Annotated in this window: 14 protein-coding genes; 2 read left to right on the top strand and 12 right to left on the bottom strand. The window is 54.8% G+C overall.

Annotated features, from left to right (window positions below; translation table 11 throughout):
* Positions 1-33 precede the first annotated feature (33 nt).
* From ABD903_RS04075 to ABD903_RS04060, 4 genes are all read right to left on the bottom strand, one after another.
* A complete protein-coding gene (locus ABD903_RS04075; RefSeq protein WP_345221641.1) occupies positions 34-1,590 on the bottom strand; it encodes a SusD/RagB family nutrient-binding outer membrane lipoprotein in 1,557 nt (518 codons plus the stop codon).
* A gap of 19 nt (positions 1,591-1,609) precedes the next feature.
* Positions 1,610-4,807 (bottom strand): SusC/RagA family TonB-linked outer membrane protein, encoded by a 3,198-nt coding sequence (locus ABD903_RS04070; RefSeq protein ID WP_345221639.1) that lies wholly within the window; start codon positions 4,805-4,807, stop codon positions 1,610-1,612.
* A gap of 154 nt (positions 4,808-4,961) precedes the next feature.
* Positions 4,962-6,371 (bottom strand): RagB/SusD family nutrient uptake outer membrane protein, encoded by a 1,410-nt coding sequence (locus ABD903_RS04065; RefSeq protein ID WP_345221638.1) that lies wholly within the window; start codon positions 6,369-6,371, stop codon positions 4,962-4,964.
* 21 nt (positions 6,372-6,392) lie between these two features.
* Positions 6,393-9,497: a SusC/RagA family TonB-linked outer membrane protein gene (locus ABD903_RS04060; protein WP_345221636.1), complete on the bottom strand. Its 3,105-nt coding sequence runs from the start codon at positions 9,495-9,497 to the stop codon at positions 6,393-6,395.
* Between the two features lie 292 nt (positions 9,498-9,789).
* On the opposite strand from ABD903_RS04060, the gene ABD903_RS04055 reads away from it, so the two are divergent.
* Both ABD903_RS04055 and ABD903_RS04050 read left to right on the top strand, forming a co-directional pair.
* Positions 9,790-12,810, top strand: a complete 3,021-nt coding sequence (locus tag ABD903_RS04055) for a SusC/RagA family TonB-linked outer membrane protein (RefSeq protein ID WP_345221634.1) — start codon at positions 9,790-9,792, stop codon at positions 12,808-12,810.
* A 25-nt stretch (positions 12,811-12,835) separates the two neighbouring features.
* Positions 12,836-14,257 (top strand): RagB/SusD family nutrient uptake outer membrane protein, encoded by a 1,422-nt coding sequence (locus ABD903_RS04050; protein WP_345221633.1) that lies wholly within the window; start codon positions 12,836-12,838, stop codon positions 14,255-14,257.
* A gap of 165 nt (positions 14,258-14,422) precedes the next feature.
* Here ABD903_RS04050 and prfB read toward each other — a convergent pair.
* The 8 genes from prfB to ABD903_RS04010 form a co-directional block, all read right to left on the bottom strand.
* Positions 14,423-15,500 (bottom strand): peptide chain release factor 2 gene (gene prfB / locus ABD903_RS04045; protein ID WP_345221631.1). Its coding sequence is split into 2 segments (ribosomal slippage): positions 14,423-15,448 and positions 15,450-15,500, totalling 1,077 coding nucleotides; the frame shifts between segments, so codons are not numbered across the junction.
* Between the two features lie 151 nt (positions 15,501-15,651).
* Positions 15,652-16,716: a branched-chain amino acid aminotransferase gene (locus ABD903_RS04040; RefSeq protein WP_345221630.1), complete on the bottom strand. Its 1,065-nt coding sequence runs from the start codon at positions 16,714-16,716 to the stop codon at positions 15,652-15,654.
* Between the two features lie 86 nt (positions 16,717-16,802).
* On the bottom strand, positions 16,803-17,351 hold the full coding sequence (locus ABD903_RS04035; RefSeq protein WP_345221628.1) for a cob(I)yrinic acid a,c-diamide adenosyltransferase: 549 nt from the start codon (positions 17,349-17,351) through the stop codon (positions 16,803-16,805).
* Between the two features lie 128 nt (positions 17,352-17,479).
* Positions 17,480-18,205, bottom strand: coding sequence for an ABC transporter ATP-binding protein (locus ABD903_RS04030; protein WP_345221626.1), 726 nt, complete (start codon positions 18,203-18,205; stop codon positions 17,480-17,482).
* A gap of 11 nt (positions 18,206-18,216) precedes the next feature.
* On the bottom strand, positions 18,217-20,913 hold the full coding sequence (locus ABD903_RS04025; RefSeq protein WP_345221624.1) for a tetratricopeptide repeat protein: 2,697 nt from the start codon (positions 20,911-20,913) through the stop codon (positions 18,217-18,219).
* Between the two features lie 3 nt (positions 20,914-20,916).
* Positions 20,917-21,204: an Asp-tRNA(Asn)/Glu-tRNA(Gln) amidotransferase subunit GatC gene (gene gatC / locus ABD903_RS04020; protein WP_345221621.1), complete on the bottom strand. Its 288-nt coding sequence runs from the start codon at positions 21,202-21,204 to the stop codon at positions 20,917-20,919.
* Between the two features lie 36 nt (positions 21,205-21,240).
* The gene (locus ABD903_RS04015; protein ID WP_345221619.1) at positions 21,241-22,068 is read right to left on the bottom strand and encodes a lysophospholipid acyltransferase family protein; all 828 of its coding nucleotides are present in this window, start codon (positions 22,066-22,068) and stop codon (positions 21,241-21,243) included.
* Positions 22,069-22,172: 104 nt separating this feature from the next.
* A complete protein-coding gene (locus ABD903_RS04010) occupies positions 22,173-22,754 on the bottom strand; it encodes an NUDIX domain-containing protein (RefSeq protein WP_345221617.1) in 582 nt (193 codons plus the stop codon).
* Positions 22,755-22,887: the final 133 nt, after the last annotated feature.

Raw genomic sequence — 22,887 nt, 5'->3', positions numbered from 1 at the left:
GTCAAGTTCGAAGTGAATGGACTGTCTCCGCAATTATTGAGCCCACCACACCCGTGCGCTGGTTCTGATATTCGGATCCAGACCTTCTGCACCGTTGTTTGCGTTAATTTCGGTGTTCGGGTAAGGCAAGCGTTGTGGAATGACCGTTGGATCATCGCCAGCTGGGTTGTCCACCAAAGCCAAACGTGGGTAACCCGTGCGACGGAAGTCGTTGTAAGCTTCGTACCCATTGCCTACCCATGCAATCCATTTCTGGGTCAGGATTTGATTCAAGGCCCGCTCAGAGTTAGTGCTTAAGTTGGCTACTGCTGGGTTTGCAGTAAAGTAAGCAGTTACAGCGGCATCAGTAATACCAGCCTTCGTCATGGAAGCGCGGATAGCATCACGATACAACGACTGAGCAGTTGCACCTGCCGGCGGAGTGAAACCAGGAAGGTTCCTCTGCGTTGCTTCAGCTAAGATGAAGAGACGCTGGAAGTTGGTCAAAATACGAACAGGAGCTTCGCCTTGCGCACCACGGATGTACACGTTGTAGCGTGAACGGTTCGTGAGAGCAGTATTAGTAGTAACTGGTATGCGGGCTGGTAATGGAGCATTAGCGCCATTCTGGAAACCCGTGAAGGTACCAAATGGAGTAATGGTGCCGGTAGTATTTACCGTAGCCGTCCGGGGTTGTGTAGTGTTAAAGAAAACAGGCAAACGCGGGTCGTTGCGTAAAGCCATGCTGTCGAGCAAACGCTGGCTAAGCAGTTGGTCGTCTTGACGAGTAACGAAGTTGTACTCAAACAAAGGGTTGCGGTTACCAACTGCCGTACCGAACGGTACCTGAAAATCGTCTGCGTTCGTTGTAATGGCTCCTGCCTGCGCCGAGTTAATAATGGAGCCAGCCAGAGCGGGCTCTCTCTTGCTCATGGTAGTAGCAAGCTTGAGCAACAGCGTGTTACCCATTTGCTTCCACTTGGCTATGTTGCCTGCGTAAGCAGGATCGGCAGCCCCACTAGGAGTCAATGCAGAAGGTTTGTCAAGGTCAGCCAAGCCCTCACGTACCAACTCAATCAGGCCTTTGATATTTTTTGAGGAGTTACCCTTGTAAATATCTTCCTGCTTGTCAAAACGCGGCGCGAGGTTGTTTAAGCCCTGCAGAGCTTGGGAGTAGGGGATATCGCCCCACATATCCGTGGTCAATGCAAAATTGTACGCCAACAACAACTTACCAATACCAGCATAAGCCGGGCTGTTGGCAAGTTCCGCTTGATCAATTAGCCGTTTCGAGTTGACCAATGTTCCATTGTACAGTTCAAAGTTCCATTGGTTATCGAAAGCCCCCCGGATATTGTACACATCGTAGGTCGCCGGCTGGTTAATGGCACCTGCCATATGCTGAACCAGCAAAGAACTTACGCGCCCGATGTCATTGCCAACAGTAAAACCAGTACTAACGATGATGTTAGTCAACTGAACCGGTAGGCCAATGGCAGTGGTTCTGTTAGGGTCTTTATTGACGTCCAGAAACTCGTCCTTACTGCAACTCGCGGTGCTCATCACTAAGCTAGCAGCGAGAGCAAGGCCAAGTAAGTGTTTATTTTTCATGAGAAGTGAAAATCACAGATTAGAAAGTGAAACGGAGGTTCACACCGTAGTTCCGCGTATTAGGCGGGCTCTGGGCTTCCAGGCCACGGATGTTACCCGCGCCTTGTGAGTTAATCTCCGGATCAAAGGGAGCATTGGGAGCGTAGAAGAACACATTGCGCCCAGTGAGCGTGATGCTAGCGCCGCCAAAAGGCGTGCGTTCCAGCAGACTCTTTGGCAAAGCGTAGCCCAGAGAAAGTTCGCGCAAACGGTAAACTGTGGCATCGTACACGTTGAACTCACTTTGCAAACCGCCAATAGCACCATAGTACTGCTGGGCATCGATTTGAATGTTGTTCTCACGGTACGTACCGTCAGCGTTCTGAATCACACCTGGAATCACGCGTGGTGCATCACGATTCTCCGCCGTCTCCTTCATGGCACCGTTAGCCTTTAATTGGGCATTGGTGAAAGAAAGAAGTTCAGCACCCACGTTAGCATCTACGAGGAACGAAAGCGAAACACCGCGGTAAGTAAATGAGTTCGTAATACCGCCCTGCCATTCTGGGTTAGGATCAGCAAGAATTTCATTCGCAACCAAGTTGGTGTCGAAAGCACCCGTAGCAGGGTTGATAATGTAGCGGCCCACGAGACTAGGGTCGTTGGCATTACCAGTAACGGGGTTAATCGCAGGAACGCGGGGTACACGGCCACCAATGATTACACCATAAGCTTCACCCACCCGGAACGAGGGAATGCTGCCAGTAAAAGCATTGCCATTAATGGAGGCCGTTGTTACGCCTGGGGCGATTGAAACAACTTCGTTACGGATGCGGGTGTAGTTTAGGTTGACATCCCAACGGAAGTCGTTGGTTCGGATCGGCGTAATTACGGCCAAGCCTTCAAAACCTTTGTTGTCTACCCGGCCAATGTTGGTGAAACGTTGGGTATAACCAGAAGACGACGCAACGGTTACGGGTAGAATCTGATCTTCGCTGCGGGTAGCAAAATAAGTCAGGTCAAACGTCAAGCGGTTGTTGAAGAAGCCCAAGTTTGTGCCTACTTCAAACGACTTGGTAAACTCCGGCGTTAGTGCTGTGCCTCCACCAAGAACGTTGTTGATTCCGAAGCCCGAATAGGTAGTGCCAGCGGCGGTGAAGGGGAAGTTGATACCGGCAACGTTATTTCCTTGCGTTCCTACAACGTAGTAGGTTTCCAGCGAGTAAGGATCAGCATCTCTACCCACCTGAGCCACGTTTGCTCGAATCTTACCGTACGAGAAAATGTCGTTGGAAATCTTAAACGCGTCGCTGAACACGAAGCCCAGCGTTGCGGCCGGGTAGAAGAACGTGTTGTTATTAACTGGCAGCGTTGATGATTGGTCTACGCGTCCCGTCAGTTCCAGAAACAGGTAGTTGTTGTAAGCCAACGATAGCTGCGAGTAGTAGCCGAGAAGACGGCGCACATTCGAGAATTCACCCGTTCCGTTTGAAAAAACGGTGCCAGCTGCAGCATTCGGAAGCCCTTCAATAATAGCTTCGCTTTGCGACGTAATTCTTTGCAAACGACGCTGGTTGATATTTTGACCTAGCAACAACGAAGCGTTGAAGCCTTCAGTCAAAATATTGTCTTTTTTCAGCGTTACCAGTAAGTCGCCGTTAATCTCGCTACGAATAAACGCTTCGTCTCGGATCAAACCTCCAGGCGCGCGGTTAGAGCCTAAGGCAAACACCTGACGGCGCCGGTCCGTGTATGTGTCGAGACCAGCGCGGTAGGTAACATTCAACCAAGGCGCAAAATCGTAGCTCATGTTAGCTACATTAATGAAGCGCGTCAGGTTGGAAGTAGTCGGGTTATTGCGCAGGTTGAAGTACGGGTTGTCAGCTCCAGGGAAGAAGATGTTAGCCCCCGTAATTGGGTCCTGCGAAGGAAGCCCTTGCAGGTCGTAGCTACGCGGAATGGCTCCAATCTGACCAAAAGCTGAGCCGCCGTTGCCGATTTGGGGACCGGTCTGGTTTGTTTGAACAAAGTTAACCGAGCCGCCAACGCGAAGCTTGTTAATCAGCTTAACGTTACCACCCAACGATACGTTGGTTCTGTTGAGCTCCGAGCTCTCTACGATGCCTTTCTGATCCGTATTGGTAGCGTTGAACGAAATGTTCTGATCCTCGTTGCCACCCGCGATGTTTACTCCGTTGGTCAGAATGCGACCCTGGCGGTAGAAATTCTCAATGTTATCGTACGGCCGATAATCTAAGACGCTGCCATCGGCTAGCAACAAGCCGTTGGCTTGTGTAGGCGTTGTGCCATAGCGAGGTCCCCAAGAAGCACGGGAACCCGTATTCACGTTTCCTAGGCCATCGGTGGTGATGTTAACGCCCTGGGTGCCCTGGCCGTATTCATCCTGCAACTCGGCAATACCATATACGTTTTGCACGTTCAAGCTGGAAGTAACGGTTACTTCCGTCTTCTTATTAGCTGAACGACCCGTTTTAGTGGTAATAATGATAGCACCTGAGGAAGCCCGCGAGCCATACAACGCAGCGGCAGCCGGACCCTTAAGGATGTTTATGCTGGCGATGCTTTCTGGATCGATGTCAAGGGCACGGTTCGACGTTTGAGCTGCACCCAAAGTGCCGAGCGGGCCACCGTTGGTACGGTCAAGGTCATTGCTGATCGGAATACCGTCAACTACAAACAGAGGTTGGTTGCCGTTCTGTAGCGAAGTAATGCCGCGGATATTGATGTTCGTAGACGAACCTGCCAGACCGCTGGAACCCGTGATGTTTACCCCTGCCACTTTGCCCTGCAAGGCATTGAGAACGTTAGGCTCCGATTTCTGGGAAATCTGATCAGCCTTAATTTCCTGCGTAGCGTAGCCCAGAGAGCGGGTGTCACGCTCGATACCCAGAGCCGTTACTACTACTTCGCTCAGTTGCTTGGTGTCGGCGGAAATGCCCACATCAATGCGGTCTTCGGTTCCAATGGCACGCTCGATGGTTGCGTAACCTACAGAGCTGATTTGCAGGGTTCCGCCGCTAGCCGGTACGCTTAGCGAGAAGCTGCCATCAGAGTTAGTGGAGACACCGTTGGTTGTGCCTTTAAGCAATACGGTGACCCCGGGTAGTCCTTCCCCAGTCGCACGGTCGGTTATCCGACCACTGATCTGGCGGTTTTGGGCATCCGCATGGTGGGCAATGCCCACCAAGGGTATTAAACCCAGTAAGAGTTTGTTCATACGAAGTTGAGTGTGTATGAAAGAGAAAGTTTTTCTTAAAAATACTCTCCCTGTACTCATTGTTACAATAGAGAAGAATAAAAACTGTAAGAAATAAAAATAAAACAGCCCCAACTACGTAAAGTCAGGGCTGTTTCTGAATGTGACAGGGGGGTTAGTACCCTGGATTCTGGTTTCCTGCTAAAGCGGTGTTGTTGGTCAGCTCACGAGCTGGAATAGGAAATAACTCCCGGTCACGACTCAGAGATAGGTTTGGAACAAGTGGGCCTAATACTGTTTGAACTCTGTTCCGACGCTTTAAGTCAAACCAGCGGTGTCCCTCTAAGGCAAGTTCAACGCGTCGCTCGCGCTCAATCTGCGTTAAAAGCAACGATTGTGATGTAGTAGTTCTTGCCGTCAAGCCAGCCCGTGCACGAATAGTGTTGAGATGTGCTAGTGCTTCAGATACGCGACCAAGTTCCGCTTTAGCCTCTGCTGCTGTGAGAATAATTTCCCCAAGACGCAGAATGATGTAGTTGTCGTTGCCATTGCCGGGGTCATCGTACTTAACAACCGTATTGGAAGGTACTGCGAGACCATTCAGTTGGAAGTTCTGAGATAAGGTCGCTGCATAGCGCCGATCTGTACGAGCTTCAAAGGAAGTGCCATTTGTGCTTGCAGTTGCCAAATTACCGGTGGATCCGTTTGGCGTTACCTCTAATCGTCCGCCGAAGCTATTGGGAAACATGAAAAAAGCATACTGGCTTGGGTTAGTTTCCGTGAAGTCAACTTCCCATATGCTTTCCTTCGTCAACCCGCTCTCGAAAAGATTACGATAATTAGGTTCGAGGGTGTAGGCTAGGTTTTTTAGGATAGAATCGCAGTGAGCAGCGGCAACTGGCCAGTTACGCCGGTACAGTGCTAAACGGGCTTTCAGACCAAGTACAGCCCACTTGTTAATGCGTGTAACTGATGAGGTGTTTGGCAGACTAACCTGAGCCGAATCCAGATCTAATTGGACCTGATTGTAAACATCGTCTACTGTACTACGCGGCACGCTTAAAACGGAAATCGGTTCTTGTGATTTAGTGGGCTGCAAAATCAGAGGGACCCCTCCCCAGTAACGAACTAAGTTAAAGTAGTTGAAGGCACGCAAGGCACGAGCCTCTGCTACATATTGCCTTGCGAGATTTTTCGGTAAGCCCGGTGTGGTAGCAACACGTTCTATGACGTTGTTAGCAGCATTGATATCCGCATATATGGCGGCCCACATTGCCGTTACCTCGCCGTTACTTGGCTGAATACTCGCGTTGTCAATTTCATTAAACGTAGTAAACGTGCCACTCCAAGCTAGGTTATCGGCAGCTAGGTCAGCAAACAAAGGATAGCGTAGCCCCAAATAATTGGCTGACGATAGCCCCCCATAAATACCTAGCACTGCAGCTTCGGCACTTTGTGGGTTGCCGAACATTTTATCATTTTCTACTTGATTGCGAGGGGACACATCAAGAAAATCCTTGCAGGAAGTGATGCTCATCAGTAGGCTTAATAGGGCCATACAGATAGCTTTTTGACGAATTTTCATCCGGCGAGAGTTCAAATTTGGTTAGAAGCCCAAGTTGAAACCCAACTGGTAAGTACGGGCTTGGGGAAAAGTGAGAAAGTCGGTGCCCAACGCCGTGTTGGTGGTGTTGAAAGTGCTTACCTCGGGGTCTAGACCAGAGTAGTTGGTGAAGGTCAACAAATTCTGACCTGCCAAGTAAATGCGAGCCGACTGCACATGTGCTTTTCTAAGCCAATGGGTAGGTAAGTTGTAACCCAGTGTAGCGGTTTTCAAGCGCGCGTAAGAGCCGTCTTCCACGTAACGGTCACTGTCTCGACGGTTGCTGTTTGGGTCGCCCTTGGCTGCACGAGGTAGTTTGCCGTTACCTGGTTCATCTGCGGATTTCCACCGGTCGCGAACGGTAGCAAACTGGCCAAACACAGAGGACATGCTTTCGCCGAAGTCCTTTGTGCTGTTGTACATATCGTTGCCGTATGTGAACTGCACAAAGAAGCTTAAATCGAAGCCCTTCCAGTTCAACGTATTGGTCATGCCTCCAAAGAACTTAGGCTGAGCCGAACCGATAATTTCTTGATCGGCGGAGGTAATCCTCCCGTCGCCGTCTAGGTCCTTGAATCGAATGTCTCCCGGCATGGTTCCTCTGCCGCGGTTGTTGCCAACTGTAGGAGAAATGAATTGATAGAAGATAGAGGCGTCATCGGGCCGGCCGGCTAATTGGCGGGCCATACGATTATCTTCATTGATTTCCTCTATACTCTGGTATATACGGTCGACGCGATAGCCGTAGAATGCGCCTAGTGGTTGCCCAACTTTCAGAATACTGCCAAAACCCTGCAATTGATTGTCCGTTGCCAGTTGAGTAATCTTATTGCGGATGATCGATAAGTTCAAGTTGGTGGTCCAATTGAATGCCCCATTTGCACCACGGATATTGTCGGTGGTCAAATCGAATTCCAATCCCTTACTTGTAACTGCACCGGAGTTTTCGGCACGGGTGCTGTAACCCGAAGAGGACGGAACTTGCCGATTAAGGAGCAGGTCAATTGATTTACGTGAGAATGCGTTAACCGAGCCCAAGATGCGGTTGTCAAAAAAACCATAATCTAAGCCTACATTATACTCGCCGCTTTTCTCCCAAGTCAAATCATCATTGCCAAATTGGGTGGGGGCGAGACCGGCAAAGTTGCCATAGTAACTTGGTGACCATAAGGCCCGCGAAGCAAAGTTTGCAATGTTGAGGTTGCCAGTGCGTCCGTAACCCGCGCGTAACTTCAATTCACTCAGTGTGGTGAAAGAAGTGAGGAAACCTTCTTGACCAATGCGCCAAGCAACTGAAGTAGCCGGGAACCAGCCATATTGGTTGTTACGACCAAAGCGGGATGAACCATCGCGGCGTATAGAGCCTTGAACAATGTATTTTCCTTTGTAATCGTAGTTCAGGCGGCTAAAGCCCGAAACGAGGCTCCATTCGGTAATGTCGGAAGCAGCGCCTACGTTTACAGCACCCGCGCCCACCGTTTTAATGTCGTTGCCAGGGAAGTTAGTAGTACTCGTTTGCTGGCCTTCTTGGTAATTACTTTGCACACTAGCCCCTAGTAGCAAGCTAAGATTATGGTCGCTGTTGAAGGTGCGGTTATAACGAGCTGTTGTTTCATTCAGCCATAGTATCTCCGAACGGCTATTGGATGTGCCTGCGCCACGCGAAGCAAAAGCCTGTGGTAATGTGCTTGGTTCGAACTGGTCTTCTTTAACATTGATATAATCGGTGCCAAAGTTGGTTCGAATACGCAGGTCGCGAATTGGTTCATACTCTACAAAAGTATTTCCTACCAAGCGTGTGGAACGAGAATCAAAAACGGCCTCCGTTGCTTGTTGTACAGGGTTAGCGGCGGGGTTAGCACCGGTTGGTTCACTTGCAAACGTGCCATCGGGGTTTCGTACAGGCACGTAAGATCCTACCAGAATTGCTCCGGACACTACACCGTAAATGTTGTTATCGTTGTAGATACGGTTGCTTAATGAGCGGCTCAAACCAATGTTAGTGCCGATTTTCACCTTGTCAGAAATGTTGAAATCGATATTCAAACGCCCGCTGCCGCGCTTGTAGCCAGAGCCAATGACGATTCCCTTTTGATCATAATAGGAAGTCGTAGCTAGTATTTTGGTTTTGGTATCGCCCCCCGATAAAGTGAGGGTATAATTCGAAATAGGCGCTGAACGGAAGATTTCGTCTTGCCAGTTGGTATTAATATCAGTTGTATCGGGCGGTAAACCGCCAATCGCTTCATTAACATTTCCGTAGGCCTCCCTAATAAGCTGTACAAGCTCATTACCAGGCAACGGTTCACGCTTCTTAATGACCTCCTGGGTGCCCACGTACATATCGAAGTTGAGCTTCGTACGGCCTGACTGTCCCCGCTTGGTGGTAATCAGAACAACGCCGTTCGACCCGCGCGACCCGTAGATGGCCGCTGCCGAAGCATCCTTTAGAATTTCGATGGAAGCAATGTCGTTCGGGTTGATGTCCGACAACGCATTCAGGGCTTGGCCGCCGGTGCCGATGTCGGAATAGCTGCCCGACAACACCGGGGTTCCGTCAACCACGTACAGCGGCTGGCTGCCGGCCGTAATGGAGTTGTTGCCGCGAATTCGTACCGATACGCCGCCGCCGGGCGTACCCGAGCTGGACGTTACCTGAACACCCGAGGCGCGACCCTGCAAAATCTGGTCGACACCCGTAGCGGGCTGCCCCTGAAACTGCTTATTGTCGATGGTAGAAACCGCCGTTGTTATCAAGGTCTTCGACTGCTCGCCGTAGCCTACTACTACCACTTCCTTAAGCTGCTTGAGGTCGGGCGCCAAGCCAATGTCGAGCCGGGATTGTTTGCCGAGCTGCTGCTCGGTTAGCAAGTAGCCAACCGAGGTAATAACCAGTGTGGTGCCGCCGGCCGGTACTTCTAGGGTAAAAGTGCCGTCGGCATTGGTTGAAACGCCTGCTGAAGTTCCTTTTACGAGCACCGTTGCGCCGGGCAGGGCCTCGCCGCTGGTACGATCGTACACCCGGCCGGAGATGCTCCGAACCTGGGCTGCTGCGGGCTGCAGCAAAGAAATCATGAGCAAAGGACTCATGAGTAGAGTTTTCTTCATGTAAAAAAAAGGTTGGTGGGGTAGGTGGGCGGGGGAGAACTGACAAAAGCCATGTTCCCAGTAGCAAGTATAGTGTAATTTCAGAGCAGTTGCCAACAGTGAACCTATTATAGTGAGCGGTGCGAGTAGCTGAACAGTTGCGCTTCTAATTCTATGACTAATAGGTGATTTGAAATAATGTAGTGTGAATTAAGTATTACTACGATATGAATGCAGAATTGCCGTTTTTGATATTTCAGACAAAATAATGTTAGGTTTGGTCACACTCATTCACCATCACTCACCATAACCAATGAAAAAACTTCTAATAGCGTCTCTGCTCGCGGCACCGTTAATGGTGCACGAGGCGGCGGCGCAAAGCAGGACCATTTCGGGACGGGTTCTTGACGCGTCCAATGGGCAGGGCTTACCCGGCGTCACGGTCATCGTGAAGGGCACCACCATAGGGGCCTCTACTGATGCCAATGGTGCTTATACCCTGAGCGTTCCGACCTCGGCAACCACTTTGTCCTTTACCTCCGTAGGTTTTCGCGCAGTTGAGAAACCTATAGGAGACGCCTCATCTATCGACGTTAGTCTGCAAACTGACACTCGTCAAATTGAAGAAGTAGTTGTAACTGGTCTGGCTACTTCAATCAAGCGTTCAAATCTCGCAAACGCCATAACCACTATCTCGGCCAAAGAACTGGTAGGCAGCACCCGTCCGGTAACGGTAGATGCAGCGTTGAGCGGCAAGGTGGTAGGTGCTAATATCTCGCAAACCAGTGGCGCCCCCGGCGGGGGTATGTCAGTGCAACTACGCGGCATCAGCACCCTGAACGGCTCGGCCCAGCCGCTGTATGTTATCGATGGGGTGTATGCCGTCAACGCTGACTTTGGTAACGGAGCCGGTTCAGCTGCCTTTTCGGGTGCTGCGGCGGGTACGGGCCGAACCACTCAGGACAACGGCATCAACCGTCTGGCCGACTTAAATCCTAATGACATCGAAAGCATCGAGGTGCTGAAAGGGCCGAGCGCCGCCGCCATCTACGGCACGCGGGCTAACAATGGGGTAATCGTCATAAGGACCAAGCGTGGGCAGGCCGGCAAAACCCGCATTAGCTTTAACCAAGACCTGGGCTTTGCCAAAGCTTGGCGCCTGCTGGGCAAGGAGGACTGGACCGATGCCAAACTGGAGCAGTTTTACGCTGGCAACCGCCTGGCTCAGGAGAAAGCCGCTCTGGCAAGTGCGCAGGCATCGGGCCGGATTTACGACTACGAGAAAGAAGTTTTCGGCAATACCGCTTTTCTGCGCAACACTGGCCTGAGCGTATCCGGCGGTAACGACCGTACTCGATTCTACCTAGCTGGCGCCACTTCCAAAGAGGATGGCATTGTGAAGCGCACTGGGTTTGAGCGCCACTCCCTGCGCCTGAACGTAGACCACAAGATCGGCCAGCGCGTGGATATTGGCCTAGGCGGCAACTACCTCAACTCGGTGAACCGCCGTGGCTTTGCCGGCAACGACAACAACGGCATTTCGCTGGGTTACAACCTAGCTTACACACCCAGCTATGCCCAGTTGTTTCCCAACGAAAAGGGTGAGTTCCCGGATTCGCCCTACACCGGTGACAACCCGTTGGCCGTGGTGGAGCGCTCCATCAACGAAGAAAGCACCAACCGCTTCGTGCAGACGGGCAGCCTGACGGTGCGGATAATTGACAAGGAGGCTACCTCGTTGCGCTTCGCCGTGCAGGGTGGGGTCGATTACTCAGCTTCGGAAGCTCTGCTGGCCTTGCCCGGCGACATGCAGTCGCAGCGGGCACGTCCGCTGCCGGGGGTAGCTCGCCTGGCCAAAAACAACTTCTTCAACACCAATCTGCAGGGCTTCCTGATCTATGATTGGAAGCTGGGCGATGCGCTGAACCTGACCTCGCAGGTGGGTACGGTGCGCCTATCGCAAAGGCAGGACCTAACCTATGCGCAAGGCCAGAACCTGTCGCCTGGCCCGCCCTACACCCCTAACCGGGGCACCGTAACCACGCAGGAAACCTTCCTGACGCAGGAGGCCGACGTAGGCTTCGTAGCTCAGCAAGAGGCCAACTTCCGCGACCAAGTGGTGGCGACGGCAGGCATCCGCTTCGATAAGTCGAACCGCAACGGCGACCCGGATAAATACTACGCTTTCCCGAAAGCTTCGCTGGCTGTCAATGTGGCCAAGTTTGACTTTTGGAGCGTGGAGCCGGTGAACTTGGTGAAGCTGCGCGTGGCGTACGGCGCCACCGGCGGCCCGGCGTTCTTCAACGCCCTGTACTCACCGCTCAATCCCATTTCAACGGGCGGGCGGCCCGGCCTGCTGCCTTCCACGCTATTGGGTAACCCCGAGGTGAAACCGGAAAGCGCTACCGAACTGGAAGCCGGTCTGGACATGGGCTTCTTCGATAACCGCATTGGCTTTGAAGCGACGGTCTACAACAAAAAGGTGTTTGATCTGATCAACACCTACGGATTGGCTCCTGGCACCGGCCTGACGTCTATCCGCGCTTATAATGTTGGCGACCTGCAGAACCGCGGTTTGGAACTGGCTTTGAATGCCAACCCGGTACGCACAGGCATTCTCAACTGGACGTCCTCGACGCAGTTCTGGTTTAACCGTACCGAAGTCACCAAGCTCAATGAAACGCCGCTGGTGGTGCCGCCCTTCAACACCGGACTGGGTTTCGGCGCCACGTTCGGCCGTAACGTGTTTGTGGTAGGCGAATCGCCCTCGCGCTGGTACGGAACTCCTAACGACCCAAACAGCCCGAACTTCAGCGGTTTGACACGCTACGAGGAAGCCCAGCCTACGTTTCAGATGTCGTTCTTAAACTCGCTGACCATTGCTAAGAACCTGGAACTGTCGTTCCTATTCCACTGGAAGAAGGATGGCTACACCAGCAACCTGAGCCGCCTGCTCAAGGACGAAGGCGGCACCACGGAGGACTGGAGCGGCGACAGCGGCCAGCGCAACGACGATGGCACCGTGGTTCCGAACGGTATCTACCGCGCGGGTCTGACGGCCCGCGAGTTTATTCAGAACTCGGGCTACGTGCGTCTGCGCGAAGCCTCGCTGTACTACTCGCTGCCGGCTAGCTTCCGCACGTCTTTATTTAAAGATTACGTGTCCAACATCCGCGTGGGCGTGTCGGGGAACAATTTGCTGACCTGGACGGATTATGTAGGCTACGACCCTGAGGTATCGAACTTTGGCGCGGTATCTAACCTAGCTCAGGTTGACGTGGCCAGCTACCCGAACACCCGTCGCATATTCTTCCACTTCGGCATCGATTTCTAACGCTGCTTTTTTTGCACCATTCCACATGCAATATTTTTTTTCCCGACACAAGCTGGCTGTGGCTGCGCTTGTTCTGCTGCTAGGAAGTTCTTCCTGCGCATTTTTTGAAACCGAGCCGGTTATTGACCCCAATAGCCCTGGCTTAAGTTCCGTGCTTACCAACGCCACAAGGCCTCAGCTGGATGCGTTGGCTGTTGGTGTAGAGGCATCTCTGCGCAACGCGCACACGGGCAACGCTCCTTATAACTGGGTGGCAGGAGTGCTGGGCCGTGAAGTGACGGTGCTGGCCACTACCGAGTCGCGTTGGTACGGGGAACTGCAAGGGTCTCGCAATAACCTGGACGATGCAGCTTATTACAACGGGTACTACATCCCGCTGGCGCAAACGCGTCGTGCAGCGCAGGTGTTCCGCGAGTCAGCTGCCAACAGCCAAGCATACGATGCCCAGCAAAAAGCTGGTGCAGCTGGGTTTGGCCGCACATATGAAGCACTGGCCAAGCTGCTGCTGCTGAATATGCAGGGCGACAACGGCATCCGCATCGACGTGGACAATCCGTTGCGGCCGGGTAAGTTTGTGACCGAGGCCGAGGCGCTGGCTGACATCCGGCGACTGCTCGATCAGGCGGTTGCTGACCTAGACCAAGCCGGTGCCACGTTCGGTTTTCCGCTGTCGGCTGGTTTCGCAGGCTTCAATACGCCGGCTACGTTTAAGCGCTTTAACCGCGGTCTGGCCGCTCGCGTAGCCCTATATCAGCGCGATTATGCCGGGGCGCGTACGGCACTTGCAACCTCGTTCTATGCCCCTACATCCACCACGCTCGGCGTAGGGCCGAAAATCACGTTTAACCCGGCCATTGCCGGCGACGCTGGCAACCCGTACTTCCAAGTGGCCAACAATACGGGTTCAACCGTGGTGGGCGTCCCCGACAACGTGGTGACTGAAGCTGAGCCAGGCGACACACGCCTGAGCAAAATTGGGCAGCGTACCGCTCCACGCGTCACCGGCGGTATTTCTCAGGCCAACGAGGCCCGTTTGTTTCCTACCAACACTTCCTCGCTCGACATCATACGCAACGAGGAATTAGTGCTGATTTCGGCGGAAGCCAAAGCCTTGGGCGCAACGCCCGATCTGGCTGGTGCTCTAACTGATCTGAACGTAGTGCGAGCCGGCGCTGGATTGGCTGCGTTGCCAGTTGGTACGCTTACGGCTGCCAATGCGCTGGACTACATTCTGCGTGAGCGGCGTTACTCGTTGTTCTTCGAAGGGCACTCTCTGGTGGACCTGCGCCGCACCGGCCGCCTGCGCCCGGTGGTAGTAGCTTCTCCGCCGGCCATCCGTCCCTACACGTTGGCTTTCAGCGGCACAGTGGGTAACACGACTTACCGTCTAATTGACAAGATGCCGCGTCCGGCGGCAGAAAAGGCTTGGGACAGCGTGAACCCCTAACTCAGATAAGTCTGGTTCTAAAAAAACCCTGCGCCAAACGGTGCAGGGTTTTTTTGTGAGCTTTTACAGATGATAAACAACATCGAGTCCGCGTTCAGCCAAGTTAAGTAACCGCTTGTGACGCGGGTGAAGCAACACATGTGCCCGGTAGTAGCTCGCGCCCGCCTAGTTCTCCATCAACCAAGCCTTGATATACTCATCCAAATCCCCGTCCAGTACGTTCTGCACATCGGTGCGCTCCACGCCGGTACGGATGTCTTTGACCAGTTTATACGGGTGCAGCACGTAGTTGCGGATTTGGGAGCCGAAGTCAATACGTTTCTTACCGGCTTCTACTACCTCGCGGGCCGCATTGCGCTTGTCCATTTCTATCTGGTACAGGCGCGACTTAAGCATGCGTAGCGCGTGCTCTTTGTTCATGAGCTGGCTGCGCTCGATTTGCACGGCAATGATGATGCCCGACGGCGCGTGGGTAAGGCGCACCGCGGTTTCCACCTTGTTTACGTTTTGGCCACCTGCCCCGCCGGCCCGGAAAGTATCCCAGGTAATATCGGCAGGGTTAATGGTGATGTTAATGGTATCGTCAACCACTGGGTAAGCAAACACCGAGGCGAAGGACGTATGACGCCGGCCGCTGCTGTCGAAAGGAGAAATGCGCACTAACCGGTGCACCCCAATTTCGCTTTTCAGGTAACCGTACGCAAACTGCCCTTCAATTTCCAGCGTGGCCGATTTAATGCCAGCTCCTTCGCCGGGCTGGTAGTTGATTTCCCGTACGCTAAAGCCGTGCTTCTCGCCCCACATGATGTACATGCGCATCAACATCTCGGCCCAGTCCTGGCTTTCGGTGCCGCCCGCGCCGGGGTTGATGTCGATGATGGCCGAGAGCTGGTCTTCTTCGTTGGAGAGCATGCGCTTAAATTCCAACTGTTCGACGGCTTGTACGGCACGGTCAAATTCAGTCCGTATCTCAGCTTCGGTAGCTTCTCCTTCTTTGTAGAAGTCGAAGAGTACTTCCACATCATCCACCGCTTTGGCGGCGGCCTCGTAATCGTCGGTCCAGACTTTCACCGACTTCAATTCCTTGAGCGTGGTTTCGGCCGCACGCGAGTCGTCCCAGAAGCCGGGCGCCTGGCTTTGCGCCTCCACGGCGGTTACGTGTTCTTTGCGGGCATCGTAGTCAAAGATACCTCCTTAAGGCCTCCACACGGCCTCTCAAGTCTTTCACTTGCTCCAACGTCATGGGCGAAAGGGTAGCGGGTTAAACAATGGCAACTGCCCGGCAATGCGCAGCAGGCAGGCTAAGTGGGTAAAGGTACAGCGCTAAAAACAGTGCCGCCCGCCGTTTGCGCTTGGCAAACAACGGGCAGCACGTAAAAAGCATTACAAAAAGATTACACGGCCGTCATCCAACCGTGAGCGTCAGGGGCCTGGCCACTGCGGATGGCCGCAAGGGCTGTGCTGGCCCGCCGTGAAAATGAATTGGCAGAGGTCATAGGTAGTTCGTAATCGTGGCCCTCGAAGCCGATAACGGCTATGGGCGCGATGGTAGCGGCAGTACCCACTCCAAAGGCTTCGCGAAGGGTTCCGGCTTCCAGGGCCTCAACTATTTCGTGCACCGATACTTTCCGCTCTTCCACGGGCATATCCCAATCCCGGGCTAATTGCAGCACGCTGCGGCGGGTAATGCCATCGAGAATGGAAGTGCTGAGGGCCGGGGTGATAACCCGGTCGTTAATGACGAAAATAGCGTTCATGGTGCCCGATTCTTCCACGTAGCGGTGCTCTGAGGCATCAGTCCAGATGAGCTGGTTATAGCCTTGCTGCTGGGCTAATTTAGTAGGGTACATAGCAGCGCCGTAATTCCCGGCATTCTTGGCGTAACCGGCACCGCCTTCGGCCGAGCGCACGTATTTCTCTTCGAAGCGCACCCGCAACGGTTTGTTGTAAAAAGCACCGACCGGACACGTAATGATCATAAACCGGTACGATTCCGAGGGGCGCACCCCCAGAAAACCGTCGGTGGCAAACATGAACGGACGGATGTACAAGGCCGTATCAGCGGCCTTGGGCACCCAGCCCGAGTCGAGGCGAATGAGCTGGGTTAGACCCTGCATGAACAGCTCTTCAGGCAGCGTAGGCATACACATGCGTTCAGCCGATGCGTTCAGTCGCTGAAGGTTGTCGAGGGGACGAAACAGTGAGACGCCACCTTGGGCGGTGCGGTAGGCTTTCATGCCCTCAAAAATGGCCTGACCGTAGTGTAGGGCCGAATTAGCCGGGCTAACGGCCATTTCGCCGTACGGCAGAATTTGCGGCTCCTGCCACTCTCCGTTTATATAATCAACCACAAACAAGTGGTCGGAAAAGAGCTTGCCAAATTCGATGTTCGCCGGGTCCAACTCGCCGAGGCGGGAAGTAGCGCTGCGTTGAATGTTAATCGTGAGGGTTTCCGTCATGACAAACGAGGGAAAAGGGGAAAGTAGGGGGAAAGCTTGGGCGGGGAATTTGCCGCTGGCGTTGGACTTAAACTGAAACGAACCCGTTAGCCGCGCGGTTGCCAAACCACTTCTTCGCTACCAAGGTCGTGGCTCATCAGGCGCGACAATACGAACAGGTAATCCGACAAGCGGTTCAGGTACATGACCACTAAATCGGGCACGAATGACTCCTCGCGCAAGGCAATTGCCAGCCGTTCGGCGCGTCGGCATACGCAGCGCGCCACGTGGGCATACGAAACCGACTGATGACCACCGGGCAAAATAAAATTACGCAGCTCGGGCAGGATTTCATTCATGCGGTCCATTTCCCGTTCTAGCGCCTCCACATCGGTGTCGAGCAAATCGGGGAGCTGCATGCGGGCGCGTTCGGGGTCGGAGGCCAAGGTGGCACCGATGGTGAACAGGCGGTCTTGCACCTGCTTGAGCAGCGGGCGGTGTGGCGTGCTCACGTCCTGGTCGCGTACCAAACCAATCCAGGAGTTCAACTCGTCCACGGTTCCGTACGCTTCGATGCGCAAACTGGACTTGGGCACGCGGGTGCCGCCGATGAGGGACGTAAGACCTTTGTCGCCGGTGCGGGTATAGATTTTCACAGCAGAAGAGCAGGAGTGAAGGTAAGCTAACGAACGTTAGCGACATCGAAGGTAACAGGCAAAAAATAATGCCTCAGCCGATGGGGCTGAGGCATTGAAATTCAGATCTTCGGAAACGGCCAAGCCACCTACTCACCGCGCATGGCGGCATGGTGTGAGGCTACGTTCTCATTTACCTGGTCGCTTTCCACGAGGCCGTCGCGCAGGCGTACGATGCGGTGAGCGTAGTGGGCAATGTCGTCTTCGTGCGTCACCATGATGATGGTGTTGCCTTTGGCGTACAGCGCCTCAAACAGGTCCATGATTTCGTAGCTGGTCTTGCTGTCGAGGTTGCCCGTGGGTTCGTCGGCCAGAATAATGCTGGGGTCGTTTACCAAGGCGCGGGCAATGGCCACGCGCTGGCGCTGGCCGCCCGACAGCTCGTTGGGCTTGTGCTTGGCGCGGTCGGCCAAGCCTACAGAACGCAACGACTCCATGGCCCGCTCTTCGCGCTCCGACTTGCTGTACCCAGCGTAAATCAGCGGCAGGGCCACATTGTCGAGCGAGGTAGCGCGCGGCAGCAGGTTAAACGTTTGGAAGACGAACCCGATTTCGCGGTTGCGCACTTCCGCCAGCTGGTTGTCCGTCATCCGACTGACATCTTTGCCGTTGAGCACGTACGAACCCGACGTGGGGGTATCTAAACAGCCCACGATGTTCATCAGCGTGGATTTGCCCGAGCCCGAAGGGCCCATGAAGGCGACGTACTCCCCCCGTTGAATGCGGATGGTGATGGACCGCAGCGCATGGATGCGCTCGGTACCCATCTGGTACAGTTTGGAAATTTCGGATGTGTCGATGACAGGCGGCAGCATAGCGCGTGGTTTTAGTCCCAGGGTGCTGCGGCGGCCCGGTGGACGGCGCGCCGCTTGTCGTGTTGGCCCTGAAAGGTAGTATATTCTGCCGACGGAAGCAACGGGCGCAGTTTCCTTAAAGCGTCTTCGGCATAATTAGTCAGCCCAGCATCGTCGGCGGCTAATACAAACCGCTTCAGCAGCGCCACCGACTCGGGGTTGTACTGCAGGGCCCGGCGCAGCATTTCGTAGGCGGCCAGGTATTTACCGTCCTTGGCCAAAAAATCAGCCGCCTGAATAATGCCGTCTTCGGCAAACGGATCAGCTTCCGCCAAACTGCGATACGCGGCTTCTGCCCGGTTTTTGGGCAATGTAGCCGCCCGCCGAAACTCCTGTGCCGTGGGTTGGTACACCGGCGCTTTGGTTTGGAGAGGCAATACCGGCAGCAGGCGGCCAAAACCCGAAACCAGGGTGCTGTCGGTGCTTTGCCGGGACACGGCCAAGGCTGAATCGGGCTGGGCGTTTAGGGCAAATGCGTAAGAGCGAGCCAGAGCCGACGAAGGATTGCCGGACTGCTGAGCCCGGGTTAAGCGTGCCGCCGCGGATGCGTATAGGCCGCGCTCCAGCAGGTAAAGGCCCAGCACATGATGGTAGTAGCTGCTATTGCCAGCCGCCAGGTTTTCGAGCTGATCGAACCCGGCGGCCGGGCGCGGGCCGCGCAACCGGGTAAGGGCCTGCAGAAACATCAGCTGATCGGCAAACGCATCGTTGGCGGGCAACTGGCGCAGGCTGTGCAGTAGGGGCAGCAAAGAGGTGTCGCGCCGGGCGGCGTGCTGCAGGCCTGTGTGGTAGAGGCGCGCAAACTGCGGCACGTTGAGCACCGAATCGGGTAAGGCCAGCGGCTCGGGCGCGGCGGTTTCGCCCGCCATGAGGCGCAGCAAGGTTTGGTTGCTGCGCCACGCCGGCCACTCGGGAAATGCCTGCTTGCTGGTCGCCGCGCGGGCGGCGGTTAACTGGTCGTTTTTCAGCAAAAAGGCCAGCCAGTTGGTGTGTACTACCGGGTCAGTGTCATCGGCGGCCAAGGCACGCTGGTGGTAGTAAATGACCGAGTCGGTGAGGGCAGAACGAGCGTAGAGCTGGGCCATTTCCGCGTTTAGCCAACGGCTGGCGGGGAAGCTGCCCAGGCCCTCGCGTAGGATGAGCTGCTGATCGAAAAAATCAGAGGGCTGGTCGAAACGGGCGGCCAGGCGTAGCAGTACCTTCTCGTTGGGCTCGCGCAGCAAGGTGAGGCGGAGAATATTTATCTCGTTCTGCCGCTGCGACACCTGCCGATACAGCGCGGCGCGGCCCAGGGCGGCGCGGGCATTGCGCGGGTCTAATTGGTCGGCTTCGGCATAATAGCGCTCGGCCAGCAAGGTGAGGTATTCATCGTCGGGCTGGCCCTCGCTCTGGAAGCGGGTCAGGTCGCCGAGCTGCACGTACTGGCCGGCGCTGGCCTGGTCGAGTAAATCGAATTTGTTGCGAAGCAGGACAGCAACAAGCGCGGCGAAGCCCAGCAGGTAAACGGTGTAAAAAGGTACGAGGCGGGGCTCGTATGCCACGCGAAATACCCGCATCCGCTGCCGGATCAGAGGCGTGAAATTAAACAGTACGTACAGCAGAAAAGCCGTTCCGATACACAACATCGACAAAGCGGCCAACTGGCGCCCGGCCGCCAGCACCGGCCCGTTGGCCGTAGCGGCTGCGTAACCCACCGACGCTATAGCCAGCAAAAGCACCGTGAGATACAGCAATGCGGCGGAGCGGTACGGCAGCGATTCTCCGTAAGTACGTGCCCGCAACGGTAGGCTCCACCACCCAGCGGCAGCGGCCAGCAGCAGAATAACGTACGGGTCGAGGTAAATGCCGCCGGGGAAGATCTGCAGCTGACCGCCGTTTAGGTAATATAGCAGCAAAGAGCCCAGAAGCAAGATGCTGGTTAGCACAAAGGGCAACAGGCCAAAACGGCTTTGCGGCGTGGGGCCTTGCGTATTAAGCCACAATAGCCCAAATATTAGCTCGATGCCTACCCACAAAGCCAGTAGCGTGGTAGCAGCCGCGCCAGCTAAGGTACCGTACGCAGCCAAGTGCAGGGTAATGTAAGTGGCAGGGTAGGGGGCACGCACGTACAGCAGCAAACCCAGGCTCAGGACCAGAAGCGCAAAAAGCCCTATTCGTGCAATTAAGGAGACTCGCTCCAGAACGGCGTTCAGCACAAAAGCCACCCCACCCAGCACCACCAGCATGAGTAGCAGAAAGTAGCGCTGCGTACCGAACACCTCCAGCAGATCGGTGTTCAGCGACATGAGCAGGAAAATAACCACGGCCATGCCCCCAATGAAGCCGCGCCGCGCCAGGGTACTGACCACCGCCAGCCAAACCACAAGGCTAACGGCCAGCAGCGCTACCCACAAAGTGGCGGCAGCAGGCCACAGCTCGGGGCCGCCCACGTCGCGGGTTTGTGTGATGAGGTAGCCGTTGGCTTGCAGCGCAAGGCTGTCGAGGCCGGTGGGAATTTGGGCTACGGTAACGGGGCGAGGCGTGAGCTGAGCCACCGTACCCACGGGCAGGGTGTGGTCGTTGCCGGTGAAGAACTGATAGAGCGCGAGGCCCAGGGCCAGCACCACCAAGGTGCCAAGCAGCGCGGTGAAGCCGCGAAAACGGAGTGGTTTGGCTACGGGGTCGGGCACGCTTTACTCCAATACTTTCGGCACGCGGAAATAGTCGCTGTCTTTGCGCGGGGCGTTCAGCAGGCCTTCGGCATGGCTGACGGTGTTGCGCGGGGTGTCTTCACGGAGCACGTTCAGCTCGTGCGACAGATGTACCAGCGGTTCCACTTGGGTGGTGTCCAGTTCACGCAGCTGCTCTACCCAGGCCAGGATTTTGTTTAGGTCGCCGAGCATTTTCTGCTCGTTGCGTTCGTCGAATTCGAGGCGGGCCAAATGGGCTAGCTGGCGCAGGGTGTTTAAGTCGGTGCTCACAGATGAATCGTAAGTGGAAGAAAAAGCAGCCAACGGCTATTGAACGGCTACCGCTTCGGTGGAATGAACGGGGGCCGACGCGGCGAAGGTACGCCACGTGCTTGGATCGGGGATACCGCCGGCGCTGGGGTCGAGGGCGCCCGCAATAATTGCGCGGACTTTGTCGCGTAGGGGAGCTACATCGGCCACGCCCATTCCGGTTGTGGCAATAGGGGCGTGCAGTACAATGCGCAAGCGTGCGTAACGTACTCGCAGCGTGCCTTCCACATCGGGCATAAAGCGGTGGTTGTAGGGCATGGTTACCGGCACTACGGGTACTCCCAGTGAAATGGCCAGTTGAAAGGGGCCATCCTTAAAATCCAGCAGTTCCTGGCCCGCCTTGGGCGAGATGGAGCCTTCAGGGAAAATGATAACCGAGCGCCCCTCTTCCAAGCTCTGACGGGCCTGAATGATGGAACGGGCGCGGCTGATAACGTTGTCGCGGTTTACGGTTATGTAGGTGCGGCCGAAAATGGGCCCCCACAATGGAACCTTGGCCAGGGAGCTTTTGCCGATTACGTTCAGGAACCCCGGAATTGCCTTGAACAACAGCGGAATATCGATGTACGAGCTGTGGTTAGGTACGTACACGCAGGGCTGGCCTTTGGGCAACGGTGCTTCGTGAATAACCTCCACCGGTACCCCCCACATTCGGATGAAGAGCTTCGACCATGCTCGGTTTAGGGCGTGCAGGTAGGGGTGCCCGGCCGGGAAGCGGCTTAGTGCCCACTGCAGGGGATAGGTCACCACGAAAGGCGCAGCAAACCAGAAGGTTGCCCAAGTGGTGTAAAGCCGATGTCCGAGGTAGCGCAGTAACGAAGGCATAGTACAAAGTTAACAAGATGCCAACGCGGAACCCTACGTGCTTCTTATTCTCACGCTTACTCTTGCCTTAGGACCAGTGGAGGACGCGAAACCGCGCCGCAGGCTTAGAAACCGCGGCTGGCCAGCACGCGTTCGGCTTTCAGCAGTCCAGCCACGCTAATGGCGTCGGTAATACGGTTGCTCATTACCATTTCCACAGCTTGGCTCAGGGGCAGCTTCCAAAGGTGCAGCTCCTCGGTTTCCTCGGGGGCCAGCTCGCCTTGTTCCAAGTCTTCCGCTAAAAAGACGAAGCCCTCTTCATCGGTCACCGAGTTTGAGGTATGCAGGCGGGCAATGTTGGTCCAGCGGCGGGCAAGCAGACCGGTTTCTTCCTGCAGCTCACGCTCGGCCGACTCCTGGATATCGATACCAATGAGGCCGCCGCCCATGGGAATTTCCCAGGAGTACTCATTGAGCGGGTAGCGGTATTGGCCTACCAGCCACGTGTTGCCGTGTTCGTCGACGGGTACGATGCCCAGCGCCTTGTTTTTCATGGAAACTACCCCGTAGATGCCGCGCCCGCCGCCGGGGTTAATGACCTGGTCTTCCCGCACGCTAATCCAGGGGTTCTGGTACTTGATTTCGGAGCCTAAAACCTGCCACGGGTTCCGCGTTTCGTCAACGTTAGGGTCGTTATGAAGTGACATACAAGCTTGTTTGTGCTGTTGGTTTTGTTATATAAAAACGCTTCCTGGTTATATATGATTAAAACTACTCCGTTAGACTTTGTCGTTATACAATGCTTGTGAATCAGCTCTAAACGCGGTAGGGTACAGGATA

This window comes from Hymenobacter koreensis (assembly GCF_039541855.1).
GTDB classification, from domain to species: domain Bacteria; phylum Bacteroidota; class Bacteroidia; order Cytophagales; family Hymenobacteraceae; genus Solirubrum; species Solirubrum koreensis.
This window is presented reverse-complemented; position numbering and strand designations above follow the sequence as displayed.